Raw genomic sequence first — 22,357 nt, forward strand, 5'->3', positions numbered from 1 at the left:
CTGCCCGGATGCCTGAGCTTCCCGAAGTAGAGGTCGTCCGGCGCGGTCTGGACCGCTGGGTCAGTGGACGGACCGTTCGTGCGGTCGACGTGCTGCACCCGCGTGCCGTGCGCCGCCACGAGGCCGGCCCGGACGACTTCGCCGCGCAGCTGCGCGGCCGGGAGCTCGGTCCGGCGCTTCGTCGTGGCAAGTACCTGTGGCTGCCCCTGCCCGGCACCGGCGTCTCGCTGCTGGGCCATCTCGGCATGAGCGGCCAGCTGCTGGTGCAGCCGGAGGGCGCGCCGGACGAGAAGCACCTGCGGGTGCGGGTCCGCTTCGACGACGCGGCCGGCACCGAGCTGCGCTTCGTGGACCAGCGCACCTTCGGTGGTCTCGCCGTCGAGGACGCGGACCCGAGCGACCCGGACGCGGCCCCGATGTCCCTCGCGCACATCGCCCGCGACCCGCTCGACCCGCGCTTCGACGACACCGCCTTCCTCGCCGCGCTGCGCCGCCGCAGCAGCGGCGTCAAGCGCGCGCTGCTGGACCAGTCCCTGATCAGTGGCGTCGGCAACATCTACGCCGACGAGGCGCTGTGGCGCAGCAAGCTGCACTACGACCGTCCCGCCGACACCCTCACCCGGCCGGCCTCCGAGCTGCTGCTCGGCTCCGCCCGCGCGGTGATGACGGAGGCCCTGGCCCAGGGCGGCACCAGCTTCGACAGCCTCTACGTCAACGTCAACGGCGAGTCCGGCTACTTCTCCCGTTCCCTCGACGCCTACGGTCGTGAGGGCGAGGCCTGCAACCGCTGCGGCACGGCGATGCGCCGCGCGGCGTGGATGAACCGCTCCAGCTACTTCTGCCCGAAGTGCCAGAGGCTGCCCCGGCCCCGGTGAGTGATCACTGATGTGGCAGGCTGCTGACCGCACGCGTTCAACGGGGAGGCAGCAGTGGCGGCTGAGCACTTCTATGTCGGCAACGAGTACCTGCACGATCTGGCGACGGAGTTCCAGCAGGCGGCGGACCGGCTCGCGTCGCTGGCTCCCGCCTTCCAGAACAACGTCATCGAGATCGGCGAGGCGTTCGGCCTTCTCGGCGCCTGCACCGGCGCGGCCTCGCAGTACCAGTCGCTGGTCGAGCACACGGCCCACGGTCTCGGGGAGCTGGAGCAGGCGCTGGCGGCGGACTCGGCCGGTCTGGAGCACACGGCGGAGATGTACGACCAGGTGGAGCACTGCAACGCCGGCCTGCTCGGGGGAGTCTGATGTACGACATCAACGGCGCCATCGCCGACAAGGTCGCCAAGGTTCTCTCCCTGCTCAACCTGCCCTGGCCCGGCGGCGATCCCGCGACCCTGCGGGACTTCGCCGGTGAGTGGCGTGCCATGGCCGGCGAGCTGACCCGGACGGCCGACCAGCTCGACTCCCGGGTCGGTCAGGTCGTCGGCACGCACTGGCAGGGCGCGGCGGCGGACGCGTTCGAGGCGCATTGGCGCCTCCAGCACCAGGCGATGCAGCAGAGCTCACAGAACTTCGAGGCGGTGGCCAAGGAGCTCGAGTCCTACGCCGACGAGGCGGAGCAGATCATCGCCGCGATCGTCGAGATCGCGCTGCAGATCGCCGAGTTCGAGCTGGCCGGGGCGTTGCTGACCGTCTTCACCGCCGGGATCTCCGACGCCGTCGCGGCGGCTGCCTCCGGCGAGCGGGCCTGGAAGATCACCCAGCTGATCGACAAGTTCATCAAGCTGGGCGAGAAGGCCATCAAGGTGATCACTGAGCTGATCAACGAGATCCGCAAGATGGGCGCGATTCCCAGGATCATCATGGACGCCCTGAAGAACACGGCGATGAACCTGATCGGCACGCAGCTGACCAACGTCATGACCGGCCAGGGTTGGATCAAGGGCTCGGACGTGAAGACCGCCGCGCTCGCGGGTTCGTTGGGCAGCGTGGGTGGTTCGGCGCTCGACGGGCTCGGCGAGAAGTTCGGCGGCAGCGGTGGCCTCGGGAAGATCGGCAACTTCCTGTCGGGCAAGGGCGCCGACGGCGAGCCGCTCACCGGTGCCGCCGCCTTCGGGTCGCGCGCCTTCGGGGGCGGACTCACCAGCGGCGCCGCCGCGGTGGGCACGGACATCTACCAGGGCAAGGACGCGGGCACGACCGTCGCGGACGGGGTGACCTCCACGGTCACCGGTGGCGTCGGCGCCGGAGTCGCGGGCGGCCACCAGGTCGACGCCCTGCCGAGCCAGGGCCGCCACGCCAAGCCCGTCGGCCCCTACACGCCGATCACGACCGACCTCGGGGCGAACGGATACGTCTACGGCGCGGGCGGCGCGGTCGAGACCGACATCAACGCGACGAAGCTGACGCCCCAGCAGCAGGGCGCGGACGGGGCCGTGGAGGTGGTCCCGTGATCGGTGCGGTGGTGGCCGGTGTGGTGGTTCTGGGTCTCCTGGGGATGGTCGCGATGTTCAGCATCCGTGCGTCGGGCAAGGCGTCGAAGAGCGACAAGGAAGCGGCCCTCGCGGGTCGTCCCGGTTGGGCGACGGCCGACGCGAAGGGCCTGGCGGAGCGCTATCGGCGTGCCTCGCCCTTCTCCTTCGGCGAGCGCACCTTCGGCGGGCTGTTGCGCGGACCGCTGCTCGGCGGGCTCCGAGCCGAGACGTTCCTCGTCCTGTTCGGCCAGAACCACGACGCGCGCAATCAGCAGATGACCAGCTGGACCGTCGCCACCGTGATCTTCCCTTACCCGCTGCCCATGGTCGCCCTCTCCACCACGAACGACCCGCGCGACCGGGAGCCGACCCCCCAGGACCCCTCGCGCTACAGCGAGGGGTCGCACGGCCCGGCCTTCGCCGGCTTGCGCGGCTTCGCCACCGACCCGGCGGCCGCCGCGGCGCTGTTCACCCCCGAGGTGCTGGACCGCACCCGGGCGCTTCGCGCCGACTGGCGGATGGACGGGCACGTGCTGATCGCCGTGGTGAAGGAGCGTCTGCCCGCGCCTGCCAGGATGACCCTGGTCGACAACATGGCCTGGATCGGCACGCTCCTCCCGGCCGAGGTCCGGGAGACGGCCGCCCTGCAGTCGGACCCCTGGCCGGGCCCGACGGCAGAGCGGCCTGCGTAGCCTTGCAGCGCCGCTACCGCGCCGCGTAGTCGTTCACGACGGGCAGGGCCTTGTCCGAGAAGTCGAACATCGCCTGGTTCTCCCAGCCGTCGCCGGACGAGGCGTTCGTCGGGTCCCAGCCGTTGCCCGCCACCACCGTCCAGGTCGGCTCCCAGTAGAACGCGCCCCAGCCGAGCCCGTTCGGGACGGCCTGGACGATCGACTGGACGTCGCGGAAGTTCGCCGCCTGCCCGGCCGGGGTGGCGGCGTAGCCGGCGTCGAGCGTGGTGTTGGTGGAGGTGACCGAGTTGGTCTCGGAGTCACCGTTGGCCATCGTCCACGGGTAGGCGGTCTCGGCCACGAGGACCGGCTTCTTGAAGGTCGCCGCCAGGTCGTCCAGCGTGGTCTGGAGTTGGTCCAGCGGGCCGTGCCAGTAGTCGTAGTAGGACAGCCCGATCACGTCGAACGGAACGCCGTCGTTCACGGCGTTCTGGTACCAGGCCTTGTCGGTGGCGTCCGCCGCACCGTTCGCGATGTGCAGCATGATCTTCGTGTTCGGCGCCGCCGCCTTGACGCCGCTGATCCCGGCCTTGAGCAGCGCCGCGAACTGGCTCCAGTTCGAGGTGGAGCCCAGTGACCAGAGCATCCCGGCGTTGACCTCGTTGCCGACCTGGACCATGTCCGGCGCCGTGCCCTGGGCGACGAGGTCGCCGACGACCTGCTTGGAGTAGGCGGTCACCTGTGTCTCCAACTGCGTGAGACTGTCGCTCGCCCACGCGGCGGGGATCGCCTGGTGCCCGGGATCGGCCCAGGTGTCGGAGTAGTGCAGGTCCAGCAGCAGGCCCATGCCCTTCGCCTTGACCTGCTTGGCCATCGCCAGCAGCTCGGTCTCGTCGTCGAACCCGTCCGCAGGGTTCACCCAGACGCGCAGCCGCGCGTAGTTCATACCCGCGTTGCCGAGGACCGTGAGCGCGGTCTGCTGCGTGCCGCTGCTGTTGTCGTAGACGCCGCCCAACTCCTGGCCACGCTCCAGACTGGAGACGTCACCGCCCCGGATCGGCAGCGAGGCGTAGCCGGAGGTGAAGCTGATGTCGTCGTAGTTGGTCCAGTCGCCGGCGTTGGCGTCGGAGTAGAGGCCGATGGTGCACTGGCCGCCGCTGACGGTCGTGGAGACCACGATCCGCACCCAGTTGCCGTCGGCGGTCGGCGGGACGGAGGTCTGCTTGTCGCTGCCGCCGCAGCCCAGCAGGCCGATGGTGTCGGTGTTCTGCCCGCCGCCGGAGCGGACCCAGGCGGTGAGTGTGTAGGTGCCGTTCGCCAGGCCGGTAAGCGTCTGATAGGTGGTCACCTTGTAGGCGCTGGATGCCCAGTGGGTGAGCCGGTAGCTGCCGGAGTGGCCGCCGGACTCGGTGTAGGAGGCGGACGAGGTCCCGCTCGTGCTCCAACCGGCCGGCGTGGCGGTGCCCTTGCCGTCGCTCTCGAACCCGCCGTTGTTGACCGAACCGGCGGCGTGAGCTGCGGGCGCACCGAGCAGTGCGGCGGAGGCGAGCAGTGAGACAGCGGTGGTACGGACTATCAGGTGGCGCATCGTCAACGTCCTCTCTGACGTCGAGATGGGGTGGGAGTGCCCCGGTGGCGTGACCCTCAGCACGCCACCGAGGCAGAGGCGCGCCCGGACTATCGGGGATCCAGGCGCACCACGCGTACTCCGCCCGCCGGGACGCCGAGGCGTCCGGCCACCCGCTCGTCGGTCAGCAGCTCGGTGCCGGGTCGGGGGACCGGCACCTTGGCGTCGACGGCGTTGTGGTTCACGGCGAACAGGTACGCGGCTTCGGGGCCCTCCCGCAGCACCACCTCGACGTCGCGCGGGAGTTCCGCGCGGTCGGGCAGGCGGGCGTCGGCGCAGGCCAGGGCGAGGACCTGGCCGAGCTGTGCGGGGGAGAGGCGGGTGGAGAGGTACCAGGCGGCGCCCGCGCCGCGCAGGTTCCGGGTGACGGCGGGGCCGCCCGCGGCCGGGCCGTCGGCGTAGTGCCAGACCGTCTCCGCGCCCTGCGCGACGACGGCCTCGGCCCACACCTCGCCGGTCAGCCGTGCGCCGCCGGTCCGTCCGGCGTCGCCACCGAGAGCGACCGTCTCGCCGGCGCGCAGCGGCAGGAACTCCTCGACGGTCAGGCCCAGCACGTCCCGCAGCACGCCCGGGTGCGGGCCCGGGTGCACGGTGTCGTGCTCGTCGACGATGCCTGAGAAGTAGGACACGACGAGCGTGCCGCCGTTCTCCACGTATCGGGTCAGGTTCGCGCCGGTGGCTGTGGTGGCCAGGTAGAGCGCGGGGACGACGACCAGTGGGTAGGCGGAGAGGTCGGCCTCGGGGTGGGCGAAGTCGACCGTCAGGTGCCGGTCGTACAGGGCCTCGTAGAAGGCGTCGGCGCGCTCGTCCGCACGGTGGTCGACGCTCGGGCGCCACTCCAGCGACTGCGCCCACCACGAGTGCCAGTCCCACAGCACCGCCACGTCGGCGACGGTCCGGCTGCCGGCGACCTCGCCGAGGCGGGTCAGGTCCGCGCCGAGCTGCTTGACCTCGCGCCACATCCGGCTGTCCGTGCCGGCGTGGGGCAGCATCGAGGAGTGGAACTTCTCCGCGCCGAAGCGGGAGGCCCGCCACTGGAAGAACATCGCGCCGTCGGAGCCGCGGGCGACGTGGGCCAGGCTGTTGCGACCCAGCTCGCCGGGGCGCTTGGCGATGTTCCGCGGCTGCCAGTTGACCGCTCCGGTGGAGTGCTCCAGCAGCAGCCACGGTGCGCCGCCCGCGACGGAGCGGGTGAGGTCCGCGGCCATGGCCAGGTTGACGTGGGTGCGTTCGGCCTCGCTGACCAGGTAGTGGTCGTTGGTCACCAGGTCGACCTCGTCGCCCCACCGCCAGTAGTCGACGCTGCTGCACTGGCTGAGCGCCGTCATGAAGTTGGTGGTGACGGGCGTGCCGGGGGAGAGCCGGTGCAGGATGTCGCGCTCGGCGGTGAAGTTGGCGAGCATCGCGTCGGAGGAGAACCGGGCGAAGTCCAGCTGCTGGCCCGGGTTCCCGGCGGTGGGGGTGCGCAGCGGCGCGCCGACCTGGGTCCACTCGGTGTAGCGCTGGCCCCAGAAGGTGGTGCCCCAGGCCTCGTTCAGCCGCGCGAGGCCGTCCAGGCCCTCGCCGTGGCGGGCGCGCAGCCAGCGGCGGAAGTCGGCGGCGGAGGTGTCGCAGTAGCAGGCGGAGACGGGCGCGCCGTACTCGTTGTGGACGTGCCACATGGCCAGCGCCGGGTGGTTCGCGTAGCGCTCGGCCAGGGCGGTGGTGATGCCGGTGACCGCGGCGCGGTAGGCGGGGGAGCTGTGGCAGATCGCGGCCCGGCCACCGAAGGCGAGACGCTGCCCGTCCTTGGTGACCGGCAGCGCCTCGGGATGACGCTGGTAGAACCAGGCCGGCGGGACGACGGTCGGGGTGCCGAGATCGGCGGCGATGCCGTTCGCGTGCAGCAGGTCCAGCAGGCGGTCCAGCCAGCCGAAGTCGTGGACGCCCGGTTCGGGCTCCAGCAGCGCCCAGGAGAAGATCCCGACGCTGACCATGGTGACGCCCGCCTCGCGCATGAGGGCCATGTCCTCGGCCCAGACGTGCTCGGGCCACTGCTCGGGGTTGTAGTCACCGCCGAACGCGAGGCGGGGGGTGGACGGCATGGGCGTCTCCTGCGTTGCGCTTCTGTGAACGTGCACACCGTAATGGACAACAGCCTTGTTCTGGCAAGTGGGTAGTTGTTGGATTCTGAGTGACTCGATGCCCTATTTGACCTGGTATTTCACGGGTTTTCTGGCTGTGGGACTCCATAGATAACCGCTCGGCAACAAGTCTTGACAGATGTCACGGCGGTTTCCGTACTGTGAACGTTCACAGCGCCAGTGCTGCTCATCCGCTGCTCATCCGTGGGAGGAACCATGCTGTCCGCCGCCCCCAGAGGCCTCCGCCTCGCCCTCGGCCTCACCTCGGCGGCCGTCGCCGCCACCCTCGTCGCCGGCTGCAGCAGCAGCGGAACCACGAGCGCGGCGCCCGCCGCGTCGGGACCGGTCCACCTGACCTACTGGGCCTGGGCCCCCGGGCTGGACCAGGTCGCCGCGATCTGGAACAAGTCCCACCCGACCATCCAGGTCACCGTCGAGAAGCAGGCCTCCGGCGACGACCTGCTCACCAAGGTGATCACCGCCTCCAAGGCGGGCAGCGCGCCGGACCTGGTCCAGGCCGAGTACCAGGCCCTGCCGACGCTGGTCAGCAACAGCGTCCTCGCCGACATCTCCGCGCAGGACGGCTCGGCCTCGTCCAAGTTCGCGCCGGGCATCTGGCAGCAGGTCACTCTCGGCACGAACGCCGTCTACGCGATCCCGCAGGACAGCGGTCCGCTGATGTTCTACTACCGCACCGACCTCTTCACGAAGTACGGCCTGACCGTCCCCACCACCTGGGACCAGTTCAAGGCCGACGCCGAGAAGCTGCGCGGCGAGGACAGCAGCAAGTACCTCACCACCTTCTCCGCCAACGACGCGGGCCTGTTCGCCGGCCTCGCCCAGCAGGCCGGCGCGCAGTGGTGGACCACCACCGGCAGCAGCTGGAAGGTCTCCCTCGACGACGCCGCCACACAGAAGGTCGCGAGCTTCTGGGGCGGCCTGGTCAAGGAGGGCGCCATCGACAACCAGCCGATGTACACCCCCGCCTGGAGCAAGGCCCTCGACGACGGCACCCAGCTCGCCTGGGTCAGCGCCGTCTGGGCGCCCGGCGTGCTGAGCAGCAGCGCCCCCTCCGGCAAGGGCAAGTGGGCGATGGCCCCGCTGCCGCAGTGGACCGCGGGCCAGAACGTCACCGGCAGCTGGGGCGGCTCCTCGACGGCCGTCACCGCCGACTCCAAGAACAAGGCCGCCGCCGCGCAGTTCGCGCTCTGGCTGAACACCGACCCGCAGGCCGTCGCCGCCCTGGTCAAGGACTCCTACGTGTACCCGGCCGCGACCGACGCCCAGACCGGCGGCGCACTGGCCACCGCGCCGGACTACTTCGGCAACCAGCCCGACTTCTACACCCAGGCCGCGAAGATCGCCGCGACCACGGAGCCCGCGGCGTGGGGCCCGAACGTCAACACCGCCTACAGCGCCTTCAAGGACGCCTTCGGCAAGGCCGCGCAGAACAGGAGCGACTTCCTGGCCGCGCTGAGCAGCGTGCAGCAGACCACCCTCGCCGACATGAAGACCCAGGGCTTCACCGTCTCCGGCTGAGCGGCCTCCGGCTGACCACCCGTCGGCACCCCCGACCCCGGGCGCTCCTGCGCCGCGCCCGGGGCTTTCCCCAGCACGAGTTACGGAGACCCGCATGGCCGCTCGCCGCGTCCGCAGCGCGCCCTACCTCTTCATCGCGCCCGCCGTCATCGCCTTCACGCTGCTGCTGGCGGTGCCCATCGGTTACGCCGTCTACCTCAGCTTCCGCGAGGTGCACATCACCGGTCTGGGCCTCGGCCCCGGCGCGCGCAGCGAGCGCTGGGCGGGCCTGGCCAACTACACCTCCGCGCTGGGCGACCACGAGCTGCTCGCGGGAGCCGGCCGGGTGCTCGTCTACGGCGGCCTGCTGGTGCCGGTCATGCTCGGGCTGGCGCTGCTCTTCGCGCTGCTGCTGGACGCGGACCGGACGCGGCTGCGCGCGTTCTCCCGGATCGCGATCTTCCTGCCCTACGCCATCCCCGGTGTGGTCGCCACTCTGCTGTGGGGCTTCCTCTACCTGCCGACCACCAGCCCCGGCTACTACGTCCTGCACCAGCTGGGCATGAGCGGCCCGCAGCTGCTCCAGGGCAACGGCATGTACGTGGCCCTGGCCAACATCGCCATCTGGGGCGGCACCGGCTTCAACATGATCGTCATCTACACCTCGCTGCGGTCCATCCCGGCCGAGCTCTACGAGGCCGCCCGCCTCGACGGTGCGAGCGAGCTGCAGATCGCACTGCGGATCAAGATCCCGATGGTGCTGCCGTCGCTCGTGCTCACCTTCTTCTTCTCGCTCATCGCGACGCTCCAGGTCTTCGCCGAGCCGATGAACCTCAAGCCGCTGACCAACGGCATCTCCTCGACCTGGAGCCCGCTGATGAAGGTCTACCGCGACGCCTTCACCCGCGGCGACATCTACTCCGCTTCGGCGACCTCCGTGGTCATCGCCTTCGTCACCCTGGCCGTCTCGTTCGGCTTCCTGAAGCTCGCCGGCCGCCGCGCCTACGGGGAGGACAACTCATGAGCAACGTCATCGCGGAGCGCACGCGCGCCGTCGTGCCCGTCACCGTCGCGGCCGGGCCGAAGCGCAAGGGCGGCTGGATCCCCACGCTGGGCCTGCTCGCCGGGGCCCTCTACACGCTCTTCCCGGTGCTGTGGGTGCTGATCGCCTCCACCAAGAGCATCGACCAGCTCTTCTCCACCTTCACCCTGCTGCCCGGCAGCGGCCTGCTCACCAACCTGCACCAGCTCTCCGCCTACCGAGGCGGCGAGTTCTGGGAGTGGATGGTCAACTCCGCCCTCTACGCCGGGGTCGGCGGCGCGCTGTCCGCGCTGCTCTCCGGTGTCACCGGCTACGCGCTGGCCAAGTACCGCTTCGCCGGACGGGGTGCGATCTTCAACATCCTGCTGGCGGGCGTGCTGATGCCGCCGGTCGTGCTGGCCGTGCCGCAGTACCTGCTCTTCGCCAAGGCCGGGCTGGCCGACTCCTACTGGTCGGTCCTGCTGCCCAGTGTGATCAGCCCCTACGGCATCTACCTCGCCCGGATCTACGCGGCCGGGGCGATCCCCGACGACGTGCTGGAGGCGGGCCGGATGGACGGCGCCTCGGAGTGGCGGCTGTTCCGCTCGGTCGCGCTGCCGATGATGGCGCCGGGCCTGGTCACCGTCTTCCTCTTCCAGTTCGTGGCCATCTGGAACAACTTCCTGCTGCCCTTCGTGATGCTCGGCGACGACCACAAGTTCCCGGTCACCGTCGGCCTCTACACGCTGCTGCTGCAGGGCGCGAACGCCCCGGCGCTGTACACGCTGGTCATCACGGGCGCGCTGCTGTCGGTGCTGCCACTGATCGCGCTGTTCCTCTCGCTCCAGCGCTTCTGGCGCCTCGATCTGCTCTCCGGAGCCGTAAAGTCCTGAGCAGCGCCCCCACCACGTCCGATCTCCCGTCAGAAAGCCTTCCATGACCGATCCCGAGGCCACCCCCGCCCGCCGCCGACCGCCGACGATCCACGACGTCGCGCGCGAGGCGGGGATATCGCGCGGAACGGTCTCCCGTGTGCTCCAGGGCGGCCACAACGTCAGCCCCGAGGCGCTGAAGGCGGTCAACGCGGCGATCAAGAAGACCGGTTACGTCGTCAACCGGCACGCCCGCAGCCTGGTCACCCAGCGCTCGGACTCGGTCGCCTTCCTGCTGACGGAGCCGCAGGACCGGTTCTTCGAGGACCCGAACTTCGGGCACCTGCTGCGCGGCTGCACCGCCGCGCTGGCGGAGCACGACATCCCGCTGCTGCTGATGATCGCCGGCACCGAGGAGGAGCGGCGCAGGATAGGGCGCTACATCACCTCCGGTCACGTCGACGGGGTGCTGCTGGTCTCCTCCCACTCGGGCAACCCGATGGTGGAGCTGCTCCAGCAGGCGCAGATGCCCGTCGTCGCCTGCGGCAAACCGCTCGGCCACGCGACCGCCACGCCCTACGTCGCGGCCGACGACCGCGAGGGCGCGCGGCTGCTGGTCCGCCACCTGGTGGCGACGGGGCGGCGCCGGATCGCGACCATCACCGGTCCACTGGACACCCCCGGAGGGGTGGACCGTCTCTCCGGCTACCGCGAGATGCTGGCCGAGGCGGGCCTCGGCTACGACCCGGCCCTGGTGGTCGAGGGCGACTACTCCCGCGCGGGCGGCTCGGCCGGCATGGAGAGGCTGCTGGCCCAGGCGCCGGACCTGGACGCGGTCTTCGTCGCCTCCGACCTCATGGCCGACGGCGCCCTGGCCGCGCTGGACCGCGCGGGCCGCAGCGTCCCGCACGACGTCGCGGTGGGCGGCTTCGACGACTCGACGGTCGCTGCCTCCGCGCGTCCCGCGCTGACGACGGTCCGTCAGCCGTGGGAGCGGATCAGCGGCGAGATGGTCCGCGTGCTGCTCGACCTGATCGCGGGCCGTCCGCCGGCCTCGGTGATCCTGCCGACGGAGCTGGTGCGGAGGGAGTCGGCGTAGGGACCGGACGAGTGGACTCGCGGGCGGGCGCGACCGCCTGCGCCCACCGGGGCGGAAGCGGCGGTGATGATGCCCGACAAGGTCACTTCATCGGAAGAACGGAAGAGTCGCCCGTCATGCGCCGTGCCCACGCCCGCCGTCTCCTCTCCGCCGCCGTCGCCCTCGCCGCGCTCGCGCCGGTTGTCCTCGCCGCTCCGTCGGTCCAGGCCGCCCCACGCACGGCGGCCCATCCGGCGAGTCAACGCGCGGCGGACGACTGTCCACTCGATCCGGTGCTGGCCGCCCGCCTCGACAAGGCGATCGAGCAGGTCCGCAAGGAGACCGGCACCCCCGGTGTCACCGTCGGCCTCTGGATGCCCGGCCGCGGCGACTACGTGCGCTCCTTCGGGGTCGCCGACAAGGCCACCGACGCGCCGATGCGGCCGGACCTGTTCCTGCGGATCGGCAGCGAGACGAAGACCTTCACGGCGACCGCGGTGCTCCAACTGGTCGACCAGGGCCGGGTGAAGCTCGACGCCCCGATCGCCGACTACCTCCGCGGCGTCCCGGACGGCCGGCACATCACCGTCCGTCAGCTGCTGGAGATGCGCAGCGGTCTCTTCTCCTACAGCGCCGACCCGACCTTCATCACGACGCTGCTCGCGGACCCGCACCGCCAGTGGGCCCCGAGGGAGCTGCTGGCGTACGCCTTCCGCCACAAGAACGTCTTCCCGCCGGGAACGCAGTTCCAGTACTCCAACACCAACTACGTCCTGCTCGGCCTGCTGGTCGAGAAGCTCGGCCGGATGCCGCTGGCCGACTTCGTCCGCGAGCGGGTCCTGAAGCCGTCCCACCTGGACCACTCGCTCTTCCCGTACGCCGCCGAGTTCCCCAGGCCGCACGCGCACGGCTACACCGACCAGACCCCGACCGGCGCGGTGGCCGACGCGACGACCTGGAACCCCAGCGCCGCCTGGGCGGCGGGCGCGATGATCTCCGACCTGCGCGACATGCGCCGCTGGGCCAAGGACGTCGCCACCGGCACGCTGCTCTCCCCGGCGACCCAGGCGCAGCGCGTCAACTTCATCCCGGCCGGCTTCCCCGGCGCGGGCTACGGCCTGGGCCTGTTCGAGACCAACGGCTGGCAGGGTCACAACGGCTCGATCCCCGGCTACGAGAGCGCGGTGGTCTACCTGCCCGCGGAGGACGCCACCCTGGTGGTCCTCCTCAACACCGACGTCCTGTACCAGGGCGCCGAGCCCAGCACGGTGTTCGCCCACGCCATCACCCAGATCGCGACGCCGAACCACGTGTACACGCTGCCGAACGGGTAGCCGCCCTCAGAAGCCGAAGTCCTGGGTCCACCAGGGGCCGCCCGGGCCCTGGAAGACGCCGACGCCGAGGGAGTGGTAGGCGCAGTCGAGGATGTTGGCGCGGTGGCCCGGGCTGTTCAGCCATGCGGTCATCACCTCGTCCGGGGTCTGCTGGCCGCGGGCGATGTTCTCGCCGCCGAGATCGGTGATGCCGAGGGCGCGGGCGCGGTCCCACGGGGTGCGGCCGTCCGGGTCGGTGTGGGAGAAGAAGCCACGCGCCGCCATCTCGTCGCTGAAGGACTGCGCCAGCGTCGTCAGCGCCGCCGAGGCGGCCAGGGGGGCGCAGCCGTGCTGCGCCCGCGCGGCGTTGACGAGGGTGAGGATCGCCGCCTGGTCCGTGCCCGTCGAGGCGGACGCGGACGCGGACACGGAGGAGGAGGCCGAGGGCGGCACCGACATGCTGGGTGACGCCGAGGGGATCGGGGACGCCGAGGCGCTCGTCGCGGACGGCGTGGAGGTGGGGGCCGCCGGCGTCGAGGGGTGCCGGCTCGGGTGGGCGCCGATCGGGGTCGGGTGCGTGCTCCGGCCGCCGGTCGTCGCCGCGACGGGTGTGCCGACCGCTCCGGCCGGATCGCCGGCCACGGCGATGCCCGGGGACAGGCCCGGGGGCATCGGCAGCGCGCCGCTCAGCACGACGCCTATGCCCGCCGCGGCGGCCGTCGCCGCCACGGCCAGGACCGTCCGCGCCGGCCCACGGCGCCGAGGCGCCCGACGGTGTCCACGGTGACCGCCCCGCTGGGGGCTCTGCGCATGACGCGACACGACCGTCGCCCTCCCCGCCCCCGAGTTGTCCGCTCGCCCGACCGAGTGATTGGTGAGGACTGTAGGGCATCACGGGGAGGCATGGGGAGCGGCCCGGTTTCGCCGCCGGTGGGAGACTTGCGCCCATGAGTGCAGAGGTACGGATGACCGCCTGGGTGCGCGGCAAGGTGCAGCAGGTGGGCTTCCGCTGGTGGACCCGTTCCCGCGCGCTGGAGATCGGACTGACCGGCTACGCCTCGAACCTGGGGGACGGCCGCGTCCAGGTGGTCGCCCAGGGCCCACGTGAGCTGTGCGAACAGCTGCTGGAGCTGCTGCGCCACGGCGACACGCCCGGGCGGGTGGACGGGGTCACCGAGCTGTGGGGGAGCGTCGACTCCGCCTACGAGGGATTCGCCATCCGCTGAGCGCCCCGTCGGTCCGGCGGCTGCCGGTTTGCCCAGGCCGGAAGTATTTCCCGGCTGTTGCGCATCTCGCCATCGCGTGGTTGACTGCGCACCAACGAAGTCGCCGGGATACGCAGCGTGACAACTCCGCCGCATCCGCCGGACGACTCAGGTAGCACGCTGTGATCGTGTTGACCGTCTGCGCGTTTGGTGAGACGCTGGAAACCCGCGCACCCGTACGTCCGCTCAGGGCTGATCGGCCCCGTACAGCCTTGCTCGGGCACGCGTTCCGGTGCGGCCCACTTCACACGACCCCACATCGCGGTCGGTCACTCAGCGTGGAGGACCATCCATCATGGCAAAGGCGCTTCTCGGTTACGTCGGCGGACCCGACCCCCGACTGCTCGCCGAGATGCGACGTCTCCAGCAGCGTGTCCAGGACCTGGAATCCGAGCTCATCCGTATCCAGGCCGAGAACGATGCTCTGCAGGCCGTCGCGGACCACGAGCAGCTGCTCCGCATGGACGCAACCCAGGCGGTGCTGGCCTGATCCTGACCTTTCCGCGTAGGTCAGGAGCAGTCGGTGCCGTCACTGGATAGTGCAAGGGACGCCTACCCGGCGTCCCTTCGTCGTTCCCCGGTGTTGCTGCTTTGTTCGTCCCCGCATCGTTGACCCCTCAACTGCGATATGCCCCTGACTCATCCTGACGAAACCGAGCCGTCACCCGGCTCGGACGGTGCCGACGGTTAGGGTGTCCCCGAGTCGTGGGAGTGGAGGTCGGCACCGGTGCACCTGAAGAGCCTCACGTTGCGCGGGTTCAAGTCCTTCGCCTCGGCCACCACGCTGCGCTTCGAACCCGGCATCACCTGCGTCGTCGGCCCCAACGGCTCCGGCAAGTCCAACGTCGTGGACGCGCTCAGCTGGGTCATGGGCGAGCAGGGCGCGAAGTCGCTGCGCGGCGGCAAGATGGAGGACGTCATCTTCGCCGGCACGACCGGCCGCGCGCCCCTCGGCCGCGCCGAGGTCGCGCTCACCATCGACAACACCGACGGCGCGCTGCCCATCGAGTACGCCGAGGTCACCATCTCGCGGACGATGTTCCGCAACGGCGGCAGCGAGTACGCCATCAACGGCGGCACCTGCCGGCTCCTCGACATCCAGGAGCTGCTCTCCGACTCCGGCATCGGCCGGGAGATGCACGTCATCGTCGGTCAGGGCCAGCTCGACTCCGTCCTGCACGCCGACCCGATGGGCCGCCGCGCCTTCATCGAGGAGGCCGCCGGCGTCCTGAAGCACCGCAAGCGCAAGGAGAAGGCGCTGCGGAAGCTGGACGCGATGCAGGCGAACCTGACGCGTGTGCAGGACCTCGTCGGCGAGCTGCGCCGCCAGCTGAAGCCGCTCGGGCGACAGGCCGCGATCGCCCGACGGGCGGCCGTGATCCAGGCCGACCTGCGCGACGCGCGGCTGCGCCTGCTGGCCGACGACCTGGTGACGCTGCGCCGGGTCGTCGAGGAGGAGATCGCCGACGAGCTGGCGCTGCGGCTGCGGCGCAGTGGCGTCGAGCAGGAGCTGACGCAGCTTCAGCAGCGTGAGGCGGTGCTGGAGGCGCAGGTCGCCCAGCTCGGCCCGGCGGTGGAGCTGGCCCAGCAGACGTGGTTCGACCTCTCCTCGCTCGCGGAGCGGGCCCGGGGGACCATCGGCCTGGCGGAGGCCAGGGTCCGGCACGCCCGCACCCCCCAGGGGGAGGAGCGGCGCGGCCGGGACCCGGAGGACATGGAGCGCGAGGCCGCGCGGATCCGCGAGCAGGAGGCGGAGCTGGCCGAGGCGCTGGAGGAGGCGCAGTACGCCCTCGCGGAGACCGTGGAGCGCCGGGCCGAGCTGGAGCGCGAGCTCCAGGCCGAGGAGCAGGCGCTCCGCGCCGCGGCCCGCGCCCTGGCGGACCGGCGCGAGGGCCTGGCCCGCCTTCAGGGCAAGGTCGCGGCCGCCCGCTCACGCGCCTCCGGCTCCGCCGAGGAGATCGGCCGCCTCGCCGAGGCCCGCGACGCCGCGCTGGAGCGCGCGGCCGCCGCGCAGGAGGAGTACGAGACCCTCCAGGCCCAGTCCGACACCCTGGACACGGCGGACGAGGCCGCCGACGCGGAGCACGCCGCGCTCCGGTCGCAGCTCTCCACCGCGGAGGAGACCCAGTCCCGCGCCCGCGAGGCCCTCGCCACCGCGGACCGCGAGCACGCCGCGCTCACCGCCCGCCGCGACGCCCTCGCGCTGGCCCTGCGCCGCAAGGACGGTACGGCCGCGCTCCTCTCCGCCACCGACCGCCTCGCCGGCCTCCTCGGCCCGGCCGCCGGCCGGCTCACGATCACCCCGGGCATGGAAACACCCGTCGCCGCCGCCCTCGACCGCGCGGCGGACGCCGTCGCCGTGACCTCCGTCGCCACGGCCGCCGACGCCCTCCGGCTGCTCCGCAAGGACGACGCAGGCCGCGCCGCCCTCCTCATCGCCTCGCCGACCGCCCCCTCAGCCGAACGCACGCCGCAGGCAGCCGCCTCCGGCGGCTTCGCCGCGCCGGGCGGCGCCGCTGCCGCAGGTGGTGCGGGATCGTCGGGCGGGCTGGGCGTGGTGCCCGAGCTGGGCGGTTCCACGGCCGGAAGCACGCCGCAGGCGGGTGGCGCTGCGGGGGCTCTGCCTGCCGGGGCCGTGTGGGCGGGCACCCTCGTGGCCGGTTCTGCCGAGGTCGTCGCCGCGGCGCAGGCGCTGCTGCGTGGGTACGTCGTGGTCGAGGGACTCGAAGAGGCGGAGTCCGTGGTCGCGGCGCACCCCGACCTCGTCGCCGTCACGGCCGAAGGCGATGTCCTTGGTGCCGCGTACGCCTACGGCGGGTCCGCCGGGGCGCCGAGTGTGCTGGAGACGCAGGCGGCCGTCGACGAGGCCGAGGCGGGGCTGGAGGCGCTGCTCGCGCGGCGGGATGCGCTGCGTGGGGAGCTGGACGAGGCGACCGTGCAGCGGAAGGAGCTCACCGCCCGCGTCGAGGAGATCGCCGTGACGCGCCGCGCCGCCGAGAAGGAGAAGTCCGCCGTCGCGCAGCAGGTGGGGCGGCTCGCGGGGCAGGCCCGTGGCGCGGCCGGAGAGGCCGAACGGCTCGCCGCCGCCGCCGCGAAGGCCGCCGACGCGCAGGAGCAGGCCGCGATGGAGCTCGCCGAGCTCGAGGAGCGGCTGCTCGTCGCCGAGGAGCTGCCCGCCGACGAGGAGCCGGACACGGCCACCCGCGACCGACTCGATGCCGAGGCGTCCCGCACCCGCGCGGCCGAGATGGAGGCCCGACTGGCCGTGCGCACGCACGAGGAGCGGGTGCGCGGCCTGGCCGGCCGTGCCGACGGCCTCGACCGCGCCGCTCGCGCCGAGCGCGACACCCGGGCGCGCGCCGCGGCGCGGGCCGCCCGCGCCGCGCACGACGCGCAGGTCGCGTCCGCCGTCGCCGACGGTGCGCGGCAGCTGCTCGCCCACGTCGAGCACTCCCTCGCGGAGGCCGCCGCGGCCAAGGCGACCGCCGAGCAGGACCGCGCCGCGCGCGAGGCCGAGCTGACCCGCGAGCGCGCCCGCAGCCGGGACCTCAAGAACGAGCTCGACAAGCTCACCGACTCCGTCCACCGGGACGAGGTGCTCCGCGCCGAGAAGCGGCTGCGTATCGAGCAGCTGGAGAGCAAGGCGCTGGAGGAGCACGGCATCGAGTCCGACGCGCTGCTCGCCGAGTACGGCCCGGACCAGCTCGTCCCGCCGTCGCTGCCCGCCGAGGGCGAGGAGCCGACGGAGGCTGGCACATCATCGGCTGACGCCGAGGAGCCCCAGCCGCGCCCCTACAAGCGGGCCGAGCAGGAGCGCAGGCTCAAGGCCGCCGAGAAGGCCTACACCCAGCTCGGCAAGGTCAACCCGCTCGCGCTGGAGGAGTTCGCCGCGCTGGAGGAGCGCCACCAGTTCCTCTCCGAGCAGTTGGAGGACCTCAAGACCACCCGCCGCGACCTGCTGACCGTGGTCAAGGAGGTCGACGAGCGGGTCGAGCAGGTGTTCACCGCCGCGTACCACGACACCGCGCGCGAGTTCGAGGGCGTCTTCTCCCGGCTCTTCCCGGGCGGCGAGGGCCGGCTGATCCTCACCGACCCGGAGAACATGCTGACGACCGGCGTCGAGGTGGAGGCGCGTCCGCCGGGCAAGAAGGTCAAGCGGCTCTCCCTGCTCTCCGGCGGCGAGCGCTCGCTCACCGCCGTCGCGCTGCTGGTCTCGATCTTCAAGGCGCGCCCGAGCCCGTTCTACGTCATGGACGAGGTCGAGGCCGCGTTGGACGAGACCAACCTGCGGCGCCTGATCGCGATCATGGAGGAGCTGCGCGACAACTCCCAGCTGATCGTGATCACGCACCAGAAGCTGACGATGGAGTGCGCCGACGCGCTCTACGGCGTCTCGATGCGCGGCGACGGCATCTCCCAGGTGATCAGCCAGCGCCTGCGTGACGAACCTCGCAAGCCGCCGCGCCAACTGCGCCGGACAGAGGAACCGACACCGGAACCCGAGGTGGCTTCCGAATAGGGCCCTTCCCGCGTACCCGATACTGGGAGGGTCATGGAAACCGTCATTCTTGCTGTAGTCATCGCTGTGGTCGCCGTCGTGGCGGCCACCGGTCTCGTCGTCACCGGTCGACGGCGCAAGCAGCTGCCAGCTCCCGAGGCGCAGCCGCAGATCACCAAGCCCGCCGCCGAACCGAAGGCCGAGCCGCAGGTCGGCGAGGATGCCGCGGTCAGTGCGCCCGAGGAGCGGCGCACCGTCGAGGAGGTCATCCTCCCCGCCCAGGCCGAGGCGCAGGCCGAGACGGCGGAGGCCGAGACGGCCGAGGCCGCACCGGCCGAGCCCGAGCTGGAGGTGCCCGAGCCGACGGCCGGCCGTCTGGTCCGGCTCCGCTCGCGCCTCGCGCGCTCGCAGAACACCCTCGGCAAGGGCCTGCTGTCGCTGCTCTCCCGGGACCGCCTCGACGAGGACACCTGGGAGGAGATCGAGGAGCTGCTGCTCACCGCGGACGTCGGTGTCACGCCCACCCAGGAGCTGGTCGAGCGCCTGCGCACCCGCGTCAAGGTGCTCGGCACCCGCAGCCCGGAGGAGCTGCGCGGCCTGCTGCGCGAGGAGCTCGTCGCGCTGATCGACCCCGAGCTGGACCGCACCCTGCACGTCTCGCGCCACGACGAGGAGACCCCGGCCCGCCCGGCCGTCCTGCTGGTCGTCGGCGTCAACGGCGTCGGCAAGACCACCACCAGCGGCAAGCTCGCGCGCGTGCTCGTCGCCGACGGCCACACGGTCGTCCTCGGCGCGGCCGACACCTTCCGTGCCGCCGCCGCCGACCAGCTGCAGACGTGGGGCGAGCGCGTCGGCGCCCGCACCGTGCGCGGCCCGGAGGCCGGCGACCCGGCGTCGGTGGCCTTCGACGCGGTCAAGGAGGGCATCGCCGAGGGTGCGGACACCGTGCTCGTCGACACCGCCGGCCGTCTGCACACCAAGACCGGTCTGATGGACGAGCTCGGCAAGGTCAAGCGCGTCGTCGAGAAGCACGGCCCGGTCGACGAGGTGCTGCTCGTCCTCGACGCCACCACCGGCCAGAACGGCCTGGTCCAGGCGAAGGTCTTCGCCGAGGTCGTCGACATCACCGGCATCGTGCTGACCAAGCTCGACGGCACCGCCAAGGGCGGCATCGTCATCTCCGTCCAGCGTCAGCTGGGCGTCCCCGTCAAGCTCATCGGCCTCGGCGAGGGCGCGGACGACCTCGCCCCGTTCGAGCCCGGCGCCTTCGTCGACGCCCTCCTGGGCTGAGACCCGCTCCCCACGCACCCAAGCCGCCGCCCGCTCACCGAGCGGGCGGCGGCTTCGTCTTTGCCTTGCCGCCCGCCCCGGCCCCAGCGCCTCAGCGTCGGCCGACGAGCTCCGGGGCGCGCTGGTGGCTGGCGTAGGCGAGCGTGCCGAGCAGCAGCTTCGGGTCCGGGAGGCGGAGGGCGTTGTCGGACGTCGGCGGGCGGAGCCAGCGCGCGCCCGGGGTGGGCGGGGCCGGGACCGAGGAGCCGGGGCCGTGGGGGAGGAGGTCGAGCTCGGCGTCGTCCCAGCCGGTGCGGTACAGCAGCTCCGGCAGGCGGGACGCCGTCTGCGGCGCGACGAAGAAGTACGCGCGGCCGTGGGCGGCCAGCACGGGGCCGGGGCGGATGCCCATCCGCTCCAGGCGGACCAGCGCCGCGCAGCCGGCCGGCTCTGCCACGTCGAGCGCGTCGAAGCCCTGGCCGGTGAGCAGCTGGAGGGCGGAACCCTCCAACTCCGAGGCCCAGCCCCAGCGTGAGCGGTACTCCGCGGCGGCCTCGGATCGGGTCAGCTTGGCCCGGCGCCGCTGGACCCGGAGCCAGCTGTCGCCGAACAGGGAGTCGGTGCTCATCAAGTCCACTCACCTCCAACCGATCGGGGGAGACCTTGGTTACGGGGCGCATGCCTGCGGCCTTCGCGCCTGAACAATTCGGGCACCGGGCGCCGCAGTTCGTGCGGTGTGCTATTCAGGAGCTACGGCAGTGAACGGCCTGCTCACCAGTGAAGCGCGAGTGAGTCGCGGGAAGTTCACTCGATGGGGTGGCGAAAGGTGGCGTTTCTTCGCGCAAGCTCCCCCGGTCGGCGCAAATCGCGCTACGTTCCTGATGCAGGGTCGGCAGACCCGGCGAGACATGAGCACATCAGCGGGTATGCCAGTGGCACGACCGACAGCCTGTTCGGTCATCGCTCAACTCAGCCCGCTTCCATGCCAATTGGCAGCACAGCAAACTGACGGCCGCGAGCCCGGGATGGGGGCGTTCCGGTGGGCGACAAGCAACCCAACGACAAGCTGACGGCGTGGTTCGTCAGGAGTGGCTGGTCCAAGGGCGAGTTGGCCCGTCAGGTCAACCGCCGCGCCCGCCAGATGGGCGCCGCGCACATCAGCACCGACACCTCGCGGGTGCGGCGCTGGCTCGACGGCGAGCAGCCGCGTGAGCCGATCCCGAAGATCCTCTCCGAGCTGTTCTCGGACCGCTTCGGCTCGCCGGTCCCGGTCGAGGATCTCGGGCTCAAGGCCATCGCACCGCTGACCCCGGGCTCCGGCATCGACCTGCCCTGGGGCGGCGACCAGACGGTCCAGCTGATCTCCGAGTACTCGCGCAGCGACCTGATGCTCAACCGCCGCGGCTTCCTCGGCACCTCCCTCGCGCTGACGGCCGGTTCCGCCCTGATCGAGCCGATGCAGCGCTGGCTGACGCCCAATGCGCACGGCCGGCCCACCCCCGTGCTGGCCGCCGCCCGCGAGGGCGAGCCGGTCACCGGCCGGCTCTCCGGCCCCGAGCTGGACCTGCTCGAGTCCACGGTCATGATGTTCCGTCAGTGGGATGCGCAGAACGGCGGCGGGCTGCGCCGCAAGGCGGTCGTCGGCCAGCTGCACGAGGTCTGCGACCTGCTGCAGGAGAGCTACAGCCCGCAGACCACCCAGCGCCTCTTCCAGACCACGGCCCAACTCGCCCACCTGGCCGGCTGGATGTCCTACGACGTCGGGATGCACCCGAGCGCGCAGAAGTACTACGTCCTCGCGCTGCACGCCGCCAAGGAGGCGGGGGACCGGCCCTTCGGCGCGTTGATCCTGACGGACATGTGCCGCCAGATGATCCACCTGAACCGTCCCGGCGACGCGCTCGAGCTGATCCACCTGGCCCAGTACGGCTCGCGCGACACGGCGAGTTCACGCCAACTGGCACTCATGCACGCCATGGAGGCCCGCGCGTACGCCAATCTCGGCGAGGCGGGCAAGTGCTACCGAGCCGCCCGGCACGCCGAGGACTGCTTCGACGAGGCGGGCAAGGAGGACCCGAAGCCGGACTGGCTGGGCTTCTTCTCCGAGGCCGAGCTGCACGCCGAGAACGGCCACTCCTACCGCGACCTCTGCTACCACACCGGCCGCAGCCAGGTGTACGCGCTGCAGGCGGAGCCCGAGATCGGCGAGGCCGTGCGGCTCTTCTCGGAGGATCCGAGCCACAAGCGCTCCTACGCCCTCAACCTGATCGGCATGGCCAGCGTCCACGTGCTCAACCGTGAGCCGGAGCAGGCGGCGGCCACCGCCGAGCAGGCCATGGAGATCGCTGCCCGGATCCGCTCCGAGCGTGTCAATACGCGCCTGCGCAAGACGACCGAGGCGGCCGAGCGCGAGTTCAAGGACGTTCCGAGCGTGCGCCGGCTGCGTGAGCAGATCGACCAGACCATCCCCGAGACCCTGGCCAACCGGCACACCGCCTGACCGCTCCCGAGCAGCACGTTCCTCACCGAAACACCGTGGTCTCCGGCCGCGAGCGCCGTCCCCCTTCACCCGACTCGGCTCCCCCACGCCAGGTCATTCGGACGGTTCTCGCGGCCGGTTTTCGGTGAGGCTTCGTTCACCGTCGCGTAACACCGGCGTCAGCTTCGTCACCCACGCGAAACAACAGCA

Annotated in this window: 18 protein-coding genes; 14 read left to right on the forward strand and 4 right to left on the reverse strand. The window is 71.8% G+C overall.

All coding sequences use genetic code 11. The annotated features are described in order from the left end of the window. Positions 1–8: 8 nt before the first annotated feature. The 4 genes from mutM to BMY61_RS35480 are packed head-to-tail and all read left to right on the forward strand — an operon-like array spanning position 9 to position 3,105. On the forward strand, positions 9–875 hold the full coding sequence (mutM, locus tag BMY61_RS35465) for a bifunctional DNA-formamidopyrimidine glycosylase/DNA-(apurinic or apyrimidinic site) lyase (protein ID WP_042454017.1): 867 nt from the start codon (positions 9–11) through the stop codon (positions 873–875). A gap of 54 nt (positions 876–929) precedes the next feature. Next, positions 930–1,244, forward strand: coding sequence for a type VII secretion target (locus BMY61_RS35470; protein ID WP_052439105.1), 315 nt, complete (start codon positions 930–932; stop codon positions 1,242–1,244). Next, the gene (locus BMY61_RS35475) at positions 1,244–2,392 is read left to right on the forward strand and encodes a WXG100 family type VII secretion target (protein WP_042454015.1); all 1,149 of its coding nucleotides are present in this window, start codon (positions 1,244–1,246) and stop codon (positions 2,390–2,392) included. Before BMY61_RS35470 ends, BMY61_RS35475 begins: the two co-directional genes overlap by 1 nt. After that, positions 2,389–3,105, forward strand: coding sequence for a hypothetical protein (locus BMY61_RS35480; protein WP_042454014.1), 717 nt, complete (start codon positions 2,389–2,391; stop codon positions 3,103–3,105). Before BMY61_RS35475 ends, BMY61_RS35480 begins: the two co-directional genes overlap by 4 nt. Positions 3,106–3,118: 13 nt before the next feature. Here BMY61_RS35480 and BMY61_RS35485 read toward each other — a convergent pair whose 3' ends face one another. Continuing rightward, positions 3,119–4,672, reverse strand: coding sequence for a glycosyl hydrolase 53 family protein (locus BMY61_RS35485; RefSeq protein WP_042454012.1), 1,554 nt, complete (start codon positions 4,670–4,672; stop codon positions 3,119–3,121). An 89-nt stretch (positions 4,673–4,761) separates the two neighbouring features. Beyond that, positions 4,762–6,795, reverse strand: coding sequence for a beta-galactosidase (locus BMY61_RS35490; protein ID WP_042454010.1), 2,034 nt, complete (start codon positions 6,793–6,795; stop codon positions 4,762–4,764). Positions 6,796–7,050: 255 nt separating this feature from the next. Between BMY61_RS35490 and BMY61_RS35495 the strand changes: the two genes are divergently transcribed. The 5 genes from BMY61_RS35495 (at position 7,051) to BMY61_RS35515 (ending at position 12,657) form a co-directional block, all read left to right on the forward strand. Then, entirely contained in the window at positions 7,051–8,373 is a 1,323-nt protein-coding gene (locus BMY61_RS35495; protein WP_042454008.1) for an ABC transporter substrate-binding protein, read from the forward strand. Between the two features lie 94 nt (positions 8,374–8,467). After that, complete coding sequence (locus BMY61_RS35500) at positions 8,468–9,376, forward strand: carbohydrate ABC transporter permease (RefSeq protein WP_042454005.1); 909 nt, start codon at positions 8,468–8,470, stop codon at positions 9,374–9,376. Then, entirely contained in the window at positions 9,373–10,266 is an 894-nt protein-coding gene (locus BMY61_RS35505) for a carbohydrate ABC transporter permease (protein WP_042454003.1), read from the forward strand. The genes BMY61_RS35500 and BMY61_RS35505 overlap by 4 nt, the downstream gene beginning before the upstream one ends. A gap of 43 nt (positions 10,267–10,309) precedes the next feature. After that, entirely contained in the window at positions 10,310–11,344 is a 1,035-nt protein-coding gene (locus tag BMY61_RS35510) for a LacI family DNA-binding transcriptional regulator (protein WP_042454001.1), read from the forward strand. A 116-nt stretch (positions 11,345–11,460) separates the two neighbouring features. Then, a complete protein-coding gene (locus tag BMY61_RS35515; RefSeq protein ID WP_042453999.1) occupies positions 11,461–12,657 on the forward strand; it encodes a serine hydrolase domain-containing protein in 1,197 nt (398 codons plus the stop codon). 6 nt (positions 12,658–12,663) lie between these two features. Here BMY61_RS35515 and BMY61_RS35520 read toward each other — a convergent pair whose 3' ends face one another. Further along, complete coding sequence (locus BMY61_RS35520) at positions 12,664–13,365, reverse strand: CAP domain-containing protein (RefSeq protein ID WP_236656410.1); 702 nt, start codon at positions 13,363–13,365, stop codon at positions 12,664–12,666. A gap of 218 nt (positions 13,366–13,583) precedes the next feature. Here BMY61_RS35520 and BMY61_RS35525 point away from each other — a divergent pair, with 218 nt between their 5' ends. The 4 genes from BMY61_RS35525 to ftsY all read left to right on the forward strand — a co-directional run bounded on the left by BMY61_RS35525 (position 13,584) and on the right by ftsY (position 19,689). Further along, the gene (locus BMY61_RS35525; protein WP_042453995.1) at positions 13,584–13,862 is read left to right on the forward strand and encodes an acylphosphatase; all 279 of its coding nucleotides are present in this window, start codon (positions 13,584–13,586) and stop codon (positions 13,860–13,862) included. Positions 13,863–14,196: 334 nt separating this feature from the next. After that, the gene (locus BMY61_RS35530; RefSeq protein ID WP_042453993.1) at positions 14,197–14,391 is read left to right on the forward strand and encodes a hypothetical protein; all 195 of its coding nucleotides are present in this window, start codon (positions 14,197–14,199) and stop codon (positions 14,389–14,391) included. 237 nt (positions 14,392–14,628) lie between these two features. Beyond that, the gene (locus BMY61_RS35535) at positions 14,629–18,420 is read left to right on the forward strand and encodes a chromosome segregation SMC family protein (RefSeq protein ID WP_082015356.1); all 3,792 of its coding nucleotides are present in this window, start codon (positions 14,629–14,631) and stop codon (positions 18,418–18,420) included. A gap of 33 nt (positions 18,421–18,453) precedes the next feature. Then, positions 18,454–19,689, forward strand: a complete 1,236-nt coding sequence (ftsY, locus tag BMY61_RS35540; protein ID WP_042453991.1) for a signal recognition particle-docking protein FtsY — start codon at positions 18,454–18,456, stop codon at positions 19,687–19,689. A 91-nt stretch (positions 19,690–19,780) separates the two neighbouring features. Here ftsY and BMY61_RS35545 read toward each other — a convergent pair whose 3' ends face one another. After that, complete coding sequence (locus tag BMY61_RS35545) at positions 19,781–20,296, reverse strand: bifunctional DNA primase/polymerase (RefSeq protein ID WP_042453989.1); 516 nt, start codon at positions 20,294–20,296, stop codon at positions 19,781–19,783. A gap of 411 nt (positions 20,297–20,707) precedes the next feature. On the opposite strand from BMY61_RS35545, the gene nsdA reads away from it, so the two are divergent. Continuing rightward, positions 20,708–22,168 (forward strand): transcriptional repressor NsdA, encoded by a 1,461-nt coding sequence (gene nsdA, locus BMY61_RS35550; protein WP_042453987.1) that lies wholly within the window; start codon positions 20,708–20,710, stop codon positions 22,166–22,168. The last annotated feature ends 189 nt before the right edge of the window (positions 22,169–22,357 follow it).

The organism is Streptacidiphilus jiangxiensis (assembly GCF_900109465.1).
Lineage (GTDB): Bacteria > Actinomycetota > Actinomycetes > Streptomycetales > Streptomycetaceae > Streptacidiphilus > Streptacidiphilus jiangxiensis.

Bases quoted from the DNA above. Each gene is read 5' to 3' on its own strand.
- mutM (WP_042454017.1), top strand. From the start codon at position 9: ATGCCTGAGCTTCCCGAAGTAGAGGTCGTCCGGCGCGGTCTGGACCGC.
- BMY61_RS35475 (WP_042454015.1), top strand. From the start codon at position 1,244: ATGTACGACATCAACGGCGCCATCGCCGACAAGGTCGCCAAGGTTCTC.
- BMY61_RS35485 (WP_042454012.1), bottom strand. From the start codon at position 4,672: ATGCGCCACCTGATAGTCCGTACCACCGCTGTCTCACTGCTCGCCTCC.
- BMY61_RS35490 (WP_042454010.1), bottom strand. From the start codon at position 6,795: ATGCCGTCCACCCCCCGCCTCGCGTTCGGCGGTGACTACAACCCCGAG.
- BMY61_RS35495 (WP_042454008.1), top strand. From the start codon at position 7,051: ATGCTGTCCGCCGCCCCCAGAGGCCTCCGCCTCGCCCTCGGCCTCACC.
- BMY61_RS35500 (WP_042454005.1), top strand. From the start codon at position 8,468: ATGGCCGCTCGCCGCGTCCGCAGCGCGCCCTACCTCTTCATCGCGCCC.
- BMY61_RS35505 (WP_042454003.1), top strand. From the start codon at position 9,373: ATGAGCAACGTCATCGCGGAGCGCACGCGCGCCGTCGTGCCCGTCACC.
- BMY61_RS35510 (WP_042454001.1), top strand. From the start codon at position 10,310: ATGACCGATCCCGAGGCCACCCCCGCCCGCCGCCGACCGCCGACGATC.
- BMY61_RS35515 (WP_042453999.1), top strand. From the start codon at position 11,461: ATGCGCCGTGCCCACGCCCGCCGTCTCCTCTCCGCCGCCGTCGCCCTC.
- BMY61_RS35525 (WP_042453995.1), top strand. From the start codon at position 13,584: ATGAGTGCAGAGGTACGGATGACCGCCTGGGTGCGCGGCAAGGTGCAG.
- BMY61_RS35530 (WP_042453993.1), top strand. From the start codon at position 14,197: ATGGCAAAGGCGCTTCTCGGTTACGTCGGCGGACCCGACCCCCGACTG.
- ftsY (WP_042453991.1), top strand. From the start codon at position 18,454: ATGGAAACCGTCATTCTTGCTGTAGTCATCGCTGTGGTCGCCGTCGTG.
- BMY61_RS35545 (WP_042453989.1), bottom strand. From the start codon at position 20,296: ATGAGCACCGACTCCCTGTTCGGCGACAGCTGGCTCCGGGTCCAGCGG.